The organism is Mesorhizobium sp. AR07 (assembly GCF_024746815.1).
Lineage (GTDB): Bacteria > Pseudomonadota > Alphaproteobacteria > Rhizobiales > Rhizobiaceae > Mesorhizobium.
In genome coordinates, this window is sequence record NZ_CP080527.1 from 340,409 (window position 1) to 348,101 (window position 7,693).

Here is a 7,693-nt window from a genome sequence, read left to right on the forward strand (position 1 = left end):
TTGTTGTGCGATAGCTTCGGCAAGGCGCACCAGATAATTGAAATTCTTAGCGTGAAATCAGTCGCTCAAATACAAGCCGAAGCCAACGGGGATATGACATTTGTCGGATTGAAATCCGCAAGTAAAAGCCACACCGAGGTTTTGGCGCGGCTCGACGAGCGGCTGGCGCGCTCGTCCGTCCGCGAGGGCTGGATTGAACGCCAGCACTTCACTGACGCGACCGCAGCGCTGTGGCTCGAGGGCGAGCTCGTCCACCTCGAGGACCTCGTCCTGCACGACGCGCATATGGACATCCGCACCCCGACCCACGAGCTCACGCGGGCACATGCGGTTCTGCGAACCCGGCGGCGAATTCTAGCGCAGAAGCCGGACTGGGCGCTCGGCCGGGACGGTTTTTTGGCCCTGACCGGCCGCAGCGGCGCCGTGTCGGCGGGCCAAAAAAACCGGGAAGGGGAGGGCACTCAAGCCGGCGCCGTTGAAGTCTACGGTCGCGACGATGCCGAGGACGATCTTCTGGCGGAAGAATTTGCCGAGATCGATGCTGTCCTGGCGCGCTCATCAAAGATCCTGGCCGGTGCCGACGTGCCTGCTCGAAAAGAGGAAACGTCACGATGTGACCGGCCGGACCTGATCTACGATCTCGACTGGAATGAAGAAGAACGGCTGGCCGAATGGCAGGCCGGGCTCGCCGACACGCGGGAGTGGCCGTTGGTGATGCGCGCCGCGATCCTGCTCGAGGCCTGGCAAGACATCGAGGTGCTGCAGCACGCCGCTTGGCTTGGATCGCTGCTGGTTGCCGCGCTGCTACGGCAGGAAGGTCTTGCCGCGCACCATCTCGCTGGACTTCATCTCGGCGCCAAAAACATTCCGCGGGAGCGGCGGCGGGCGCGCAATCGGAGCGACCGGCTGCTGGCCTACCTCGATGCCATTCACGAGGCAGCCGTGGCTGGCCTGAAGGAGCATGACCGTCTCGTGCTGGCGAAAAGCCAGATGGAGCGGCGGCTCAAGCAACGCCGCGCCAGCTCGAAACTGCCTGACCTCCTCGAGCTTGTGCTCTCGCGGCCGGTCGTCTCCACCGGCATGATTCAGGAGGTGCTGAAAGTCTCGAAGCAGGGCGCGCTCAACCTGGTCGGCGAGCTCGGCCTACGCGAGATGACGGGGAGGGGGAGGTTTCGTGCGTGGGGCATTATGTAGCCCGAACGGCGTCGAGGTTCGGAACGAACCTCGCGGTGGACCGTTAGCAATAATCACAGGCATTCAGCTTCCCGCTAACAGTCTCGGTTGACGCCCTACGGCGAAGCACCGTAATAAGGGGAAAACTCGTGTGCTGATCCGGGGCTGCCGAGCCCACCGCTGCACGGCCCGGATGCCTCCCTCGCCAACCCCAAGCCGCCGCCACGATTGTGACCGAAAAAGCACCCGCAGCACCTACCAACGTTCCTCCCACCCGAGAGCGTGTCGAGATGAGTGCGGAGTCTATCGGTTTCACGCTCAAGAGCGATCCCGAGACGATTCGCGCCATCGAAAAGATTCAAGAGAACGCGATCAAGGCGGCTCAGGACGTCAAGAAATTTGCGTTAAGATAGCTGTTGATTCCTTCGCACCCGAAAAAGGAAGACAAATGCGCTACGGGTTGACGAGATTGATTGCCTATGAATCTGGATTACGCCGTCGGAACGCTGGCATCGCCTGAGGATTGGGCGGGACTCGCCGAGGTCCTCGGCGGCAACGATCAACGTCCCGTGCATAGCATTATTCGCCATCTCATCACGCTCGGCGCCAAGTCCTATCTTATCGAGTCGCGCTATATCGACCGCGACTATTCCGCGGACTACCGGCGCTTTTATGCGCAGACGTTTCGCACCTACGACCGCAACTGCAAACGCGTACATTTTTTCCAGGAAGACGTGGCTACGATCCTCGCGCTGCCAAGCTGGAGTGAACGGACCATCGCGCTGCAGCGCACCTCAAAGCGCAGCTATCTCGGGTTTTGTGTGGTCCGTCCGCTGCCAGGGGCTCCGATCGGTAGGACGGCCCTCAAGCAGATGGGGCCAGGAGGAGCTGGCCTTGAGTCGGTCGTCACATGCCGCGCCGACATTCGCTCCAACGTCCTCGGTGCTGAGCTCGATGTATCGGCTGCGTGCTTCATGCAGCAGGACTCTCGCGTAGGCGCCTGCGCCCAGGTGGCGATCTGGACGGGCGCGCGCCACATGCATCAGCGCTACAAGTATAACTGGCTCTCGGTTGCCGACATCACGCGCATGGCAGCGCCAACCACCGCGTATCAGGCGACATCCCTTCCTGCCGGGTCGGAGTTTCTCACACCGGATCACATGATCCACGCCATTCATGAAATGGGATTTCAGCCGCTCTATATCGATGGCTCGGGCAATCAGATCGCGACAGACATCATTCCTTACGTGGAATCTGGCCTGCCGGTCATCCTCGGGTTGCGCCACGGCACCGGACTTGGCCATGCCGTCACAGTGATCGGCCGCGTCTTCGCTGCCCGCAAGACGCCATCCAATCAGCTTGCGGACTACGTTCCGGCATTCATAGTCCATGACGATCAAGCTGGACCATACATGCTGCTGCCGCGCACTCGCGATGCTTCGGCCACACATAACTTCGATACCAATCAGCTGATCCGGCATTCATTCTCGACCACAACACCTGTGGACCTCAACGTTGAGGAGCATGCTGTGTTCGGCGTGGTGCTGATGCCGACACGCGTCTTCTCGACCGCGCTTGCAGCGCAGCGCACAGCGATTGGTCGTCTCAACTTCGCACTCAACCACATCGCTTCGATACGACAGAAATTGGCAACTCAGGGCGCAACGGTAAACGACCGTTTGCTTGAAGAACTGATCGAGGCGCACAAGAAGCAGAAGATCATCCTGCGCACCTACCTCACGTCAGCCGCGGGGTATCGCAAGCATATCGCTCAAGGTAGCGCATGCGACGATTTGAAAGATGTGCTCGCACGCATGCATCTACCGCACTTCACCTGGATTACGGAAATCTCCACTGCCGGATCCTATAACCAGGCCTCACCAGGGATGCGCCGCATGTATGGCCATACTATCCTCGATGCCACGTCGACCGGCCGCGACGATGCTGGCTTGCTCGCGTTGCACATGCCCGGCGTGCTGATCCGCCGCGATGTCGATACCGGCAACGAAGTGGTTACCGAGATCCGAGACGATGCCCTCTATCACAGTCGCGAGAAGAAGGGGCCCTAGCGGCGTGGCCGCGTCGGCAGCGGGAAATTATCCCCACGTGCAAGCCTGCTGTCATCGACCATCGAGCATTCGAGACATTGCAGGTCCATGCGCGGCACGTCATAGCTGGCGGTACCCCGGCGCGCATTCCACCTGAACCAAGCCGTTTCGGCGTTCTCGTACTTCAGGCCAGTCATGTGAAACAAGAAATCGTCCGCAGCGTGAGCGCAGGCGACTGCATTCATGGTCACCACGCTCGGAGCCGCCACCCCTGGATCATCAACATAGGCGTAGCCCTTTTTCGTGGACGCCGGCACCGCCTCGTCCTGCAGCCGAGACGGGCTGATGAGACCGTTGCACCACAGACAGCCATGCCCCGAACGCACCGTCCGCGACACACAGAATACGTCACCGACCGTGCCGTCAGGACCGACCGGCACCTTTGCGCCGACTTGTACGCCTGGCACGCCATATTGATTAACGATGGCATTGAACAGCAGCCGTGCGCTCATCGTGTCCGCGGCAAGAAAGAGGTAGTCGCAATCCTTGAAGCGTTCGGCAACGTCGGCGTCGAGAAAGTCGCGCGGCAGCGCCGTGACCTTCGCGCGCGGGTTTGCCCGCCGAATGTTGCGCGCGGCTATGTCCACCTTGAAGCGGCGGAACCGTTCGCGCAGGAAGGAAGGGATCCACCAAGGAGCCACGTCGCTGAAGTCCGCCGCAACGAGGCGTGGCAGGTTGGAGATTTCTACCTTGTCCGGATCGGTCAGCAAGAAGTCACCGACACCGAGCCGACCGAGCAGCTCGGCGAGAATAGAACCCGCGCCGCCCAATCCGATTATGCCCACCCGCGTCCCTGACAGTATGGCCTGTCCGGTGTCTCCGAAGAGCCGGCTTTGGCGGTCATACGTTACACTCTTGAGCGCCGCGCGCGCCGGCGGTTGCGGATAGAGGAACTGCCGGCGATTGCCGACAATATGCGCCTCGCCTAGTTCGGCGCGTCTTTTGCCTGCAAACCAGAGATCGCCCGCCACCGCATGCGTCGCAAAGACAAGCGCACCGACTGGCATACCGCGAGAAATATCGATCAGGGCAGGATAGCCGCGTTCGTGCGATGCAAAATCGTCCGGCGAAAACCCCACTGATGTCGAACCGCCATGATTGTGAATCGCTAAATACGCGAGGTTCGCGTCGCGGGCGCGAATAATGCGGCTTTGTATGAATTGCGCCTTCAGCATGCGATAGCCGTACTTACCCGGCACATAGTCCTCGCCGTCTATCGCGAGGTGGAGTTCACGCGCGACGAGCCGCAAGCCGCGATCGGATTCGCATATGCCGGCGAGGATGATCGCGCCGTGCTCGTCGCCATCGCCTGGAAAAAGATGACGCATCAATTGCGCATGCATCTCTTCGGAAATTGTCAGCCGCCAAGGCTTTACGGGTGTGTTCGGAGCCATTGCATCACCTTCAGAAGTTTCAGCGCGGCAGTATCGATAGCTGGATTGAGCTTGTTGGAACGGCGCGAGAGTTGGGTCGCCGAACTGCCCCGCCAGCTGGCGGTGCCGAGGCCTTCACCGAGGGGGCGACCATCAGTCCGCGCCAGCTCAAGGCAGGTGAAATGTGGATAGACATCCGCGTACGGGTATTGGAACGTGATCTGAAACCCAACCCAGATCTTTGCCTGCACATAAGGTGGGCCGAGCGGCAGGTCGTGCACCGTCACGTACGCGCCGCCCGCGCCGTCGGGCTCCGCCTCAACGCGACAGTCCGGAAAGGAAGGCCTTATCTCAGCGATGGCCTTCTCGATCTGGGGCTGAATCTGGGTCATGAGTTGTCATCATTTGGGATAGCGAGGAAGCGGTCGCCCTTGTGGACCCGGATCGGCTGGTCGTCCCCGATCAGGTCGGTTTTGCCGCCGCCACGCTCGACGCTCAGCACGAAGTCGAGTTGAATCTGCACGCTTTGTGCGATCGCGGCCTGCTTGATCGACATCCCTGTCTGCTGCTTGTCGTCGACGGTGACCGGCTTCTCGTTTACAAGAATCGCGATTTTCCTGTCAGGACCGTCTTCGTCACCATGCCCACCGCCTTTGCCGGGATTGCTATGATCCCCGTTGTCGTTGCGACCACCGCGATCCCCTTCGCCACCGCTGCCAGGGCCTTGCCCGCGTTCGTTGTCCGCATCGTCTGCCATTTCAATCTCCTTGCAAGTCTGAAACGTGATTGCTATTGTGAAATTCACATATTGCATTCTAGACGTGGAATTTCAAGAGTGAAATCGAACAAAAAGGAACCAGCACAGTTCGACGTCGACGCCCTCCATGCAGCGCTCGATGGCGAACGCATTGCACGCGGGCTGAACTGGAAGGATGTTTCGGCCGAATCCGGGGTAAGCGCATCAACCCTGACCCGGCTCTCGCAGGGTAAGCGGCCTGACGTGGACAGCCTGACAGCTCTGACACACTGGTTGGGCTTGTCGGCCGATCGGTTTATGGGCGTCCCGCAGAAGGGCTTCGGCGGCGCGAGTCCACTTGCGCAGATATCCTCGATTCTTCGCGACGACCCCAATCTCAACAAGGCTGCGGCGACAGCGCTCGATCAGCTAATAAAAGCAACCTACGCCCGTCTGCGAACGAGCCGGTAGGTTTGCCCGCACCAGTATGCCAATTTACACGTGCACCTGGGGCTCAGTAGCCCACGTGCGTGAAGGTATGCGACACGGCCGTTCCGGACCGGACCTTCCTGGATTTCCTGCTGACTCCGGCAGGCTCCTACACCAATTCGATCAGCGTTTGCGCGAGGGCCTTGCGCAGGCTCTTTTACGGCACCGCGCGAATTGCGTCTGGATTCGGCATTGCGCACTTTGTCGTATCTTTCCCAGAGGGAGGTAGAGTGATACAAACCCTCGGAGAATAGACGCCATACTCCGAGCCTACGTATCTTGCCCGCACCCGCATCCCAGCGCCGAATTGCCCACGCCGTGCTGAAAGCGCGTGGCATCGCGCGTCTGTCGGAGCTGCGCGCGGAGGGGGTAACCGCGGCTACCATGAGCCGCATGGAGCGGGATGGGGAGGTGCTCCGGCTCGCGCGAGGGCTTTATCAACTCCCGGATGCGCCGCTCGACGCTCACCATAGTCTCGCAGAGGCAGCGAAACGCGTGCCCAAGGGCGTGGTCTGCCTGGTCTCGGCCCTCACATTCCACCAGCTTACCGATCAGCTTCCGCGGCAGGTGTGGATTGCCATCGGACAAAAAGATTGGGCCCCAAAGGCTGATGGCGCGGCGGTTAGGCTGGTGCGCTTCACGGACCGCCTGCTCACGGAGGGTGTCGAGACCCATACCGTCGAGGGCGTTCCGGTAAAGGTTTTTAGCGTCGCCAAGACGGTCGCCGACTGCTTCCGGTATCGGAACAAGATCGGCCTGTCCGTGGCAATCGAAGGCCTTCAGGAAGCGCTGCGTCAACGCAAGACAACTCCCGGCGAAATTGCCAGGCAGGCCGAGCGAGGAGCGGTCGCGACGGTCATTCGACCCTATCTCGAGGCATTGACCGCCAATGGCTAGGGAGCTGAAGAATATCGGTGCTTCAGTGCGCGCCCGCCTGCTGCAACTTGCCAAGGCGAGCGGTCAGAGCTTCGATCTCGTCCTGACGCGCTTTGCCCTCGAACGGCTACTCTTCCGGCTCGGCCAGTCACCACATGCGGACCGCTTCGTCCTGAAAGGCGCAATGCTGATGATGAGCTGGTTCGATGACCCCCATCGTGGCACGCGCGACCTCGACCTGTTGGGCTTCGGGGATACTGAACCGGAGTCGATGCTGGCGACATTCCGCGAAATCCTGGCGCAGGAAGCTGCCGACGGCGTGGAATTCGACGCCGACGCACTCCGGGTCGATCGTATTCGCGAGGAACTGGAATATGGCGGATTGCGACTGCGGACCACGGCATCGATCAGCGGTGCTCGGATCAGTCTGACAATCGATATCGGCTTTGGCGATGCGATGGTGCCAGGGGCAGAAATGCTCGACTACCCCTCCATGCTGGCGTTTCCGCGCCGCGCCTGCGCGCTTACGCGCGCGAGACGGTCATTGCCGAGAAGTTCCAGGCGATGGTGGCGCTCGGACGCGCGAATAGCCGCATGAAGGACTTCTACGATATCTGGATTCTCAGCAAATCCTTCGATTTCGCCGACGATAGGCTTGCGCGCGCGATCGCGGCGACGTTCGCGCGGCGCGCGACACCGATCCCTATCGACCCGCCCGATGCACTGACGCCGGCCTTCGCCAACGATGAACAAAAACAGCGTCAGTGGATCGCCTTCGTCAGAGATGTCGCGGTAAATCCGGGAAAGCTTGAAGAAGTCGTTGTTAGTTTAGCAGGATTTCTCATGCCGCACGCTGTACAGGCCGCAATTTTAACCAGTAGTAGTTAAAAATCATAGGCCAGATATCTCAGCTATGAGGTAACTGGGGGAGGGGCGTC

Annotated in this window: 8 protein-coding genes and 1 pseudogene; 6 read left to right on the forward strand and 3 right to left on the reverse strand. The window is 60.5% G+C overall.

Annotated features, from left to right (window positions below):
- The first annotated feature begins 3 nt into the window (after positions 1 to 3).
- The 3 genes from BPNPMPFG_RS36090 (at position 4) to BPNPMPFG_RS36100 (ending at position 3,242) form a co-directional block, all read left to right on the forward strand.
- Positions 4 to 1,194 carry an RHE_PE00001 family protein gene (locus BPNPMPFG_RS36090; RefSeq protein ID WP_258597942.1) on the forward strand — a complete coding sequence of 397 codons (1,191 nt, stop codon included), beginning with the start codon at positions 4 to 6 and terminating at the stop codon, positions 1,192 to 1,194.
- Between the two features lie 209 nt (positions 1,195 to 1,403).
- Entirely contained in the window at positions 1,404 to 1,586 is a 183-nt protein-coding gene (locus BPNPMPFG_RS36095) for a hypothetical protein (RefSeq protein WP_258597943.1), read from the forward strand.
- A 66-nt stretch (positions 1,587 to 1,652) separates the two neighbouring features.
- A complete protein-coding gene (locus tag BPNPMPFG_RS36100) occupies positions 1,653 to 3,242 on the forward strand; it encodes a hypothetical protein (RefSeq protein ID WP_258597945.1) in 1,590 nt (529 codons plus the stop codon).
- Here the strand turns inward: BPNPMPFG_RS36100 and BPNPMPFG_RS36105 are convergent.
- From BPNPMPFG_RS36105 to BPNPMPFG_RS36115, 3 genes are read right to left on the reverse strand one after another with little or no spacing between them, the layout of a single operon-like run.
- Entirely contained in the window at positions 3,239 to 4,675 is a 1,437-nt protein-coding gene (locus BPNPMPFG_RS36105; protein WP_258597947.1) for a ThiF family adenylyltransferase, read from the reverse strand. The two genes, BPNPMPFG_RS36100 and BPNPMPFG_RS36105, sit on opposite strands and share 4 nt — an antisense overlap.
- The gene (locus BPNPMPFG_RS36110; RefSeq protein WP_319946025.1) at positions 4,654 to 5,046 is read right to left on the reverse strand and encodes a hypothetical protein; all 393 of its coding nucleotides are present in this window, start codon (positions 5,044 to 5,046) and stop codon (positions 4,654 to 4,656) included. The genes BPNPMPFG_RS36105 and BPNPMPFG_RS36110 overlap by 22 nt, the downstream gene beginning before the upstream one ends.
- Positions 5,043 to 5,411: a multiubiquitin domain-containing protein gene (locus tag BPNPMPFG_RS36115; protein WP_258597948.1), complete on the reverse strand. Its 369-nt coding sequence runs from the start codon at positions 5,409 to 5,411 to the stop codon at positions 5,043 to 5,045. The genes BPNPMPFG_RS36110 and BPNPMPFG_RS36115 overlap by 4 nt, the downstream gene beginning before the upstream one ends.
- 78 nt (positions 5,412 to 5,489) lie before the next feature.
- Here BPNPMPFG_RS36115 and BPNPMPFG_RS36120 point away from each other — a divergent pair, with 78 nt between their 5' ends.
- From BPNPMPFG_RS36120 to BPNPMPFG_RS36130, 3 genes and pseudogenes are all read left to right on the forward strand, one after another.
- Positions 5,490 to 5,861 carry a helix-turn-helix domain-containing protein gene (locus BPNPMPFG_RS36120; protein ID WP_258597951.1) on the forward strand — a complete coding sequence of 124 codons (372 nt, stop codon included), beginning with the start codon at positions 5,490 to 5,492 and terminating at the stop codon, positions 5,859 to 5,861.
- Between the two features lie 297 nt (positions 5,862 to 6,158).
- Positions 6,159 to 6,776: a type IV toxin-antitoxin system AbiEi family antitoxin domain-containing protein gene (locus BPNPMPFG_RS36125; protein ID WP_258597953.1), complete on the forward strand. Its 618-nt coding sequence runs from the start codon at positions 6,159 to 6,161 to the stop codon at positions 6,774 to 6,776.
- Positions 6,769 to 7,643, forward strand: a pseudogene (locus BPNPMPFG_RS36130) (nucleotidyl transferase AbiEii/AbiGii toxin family protein). Before BPNPMPFG_RS36125 ends, BPNPMPFG_RS36130 begins: the two are co-directional and overlap by 8 nt.
- Positions 7,644 to 7,693: the final 50 nt, after the last annotated feature.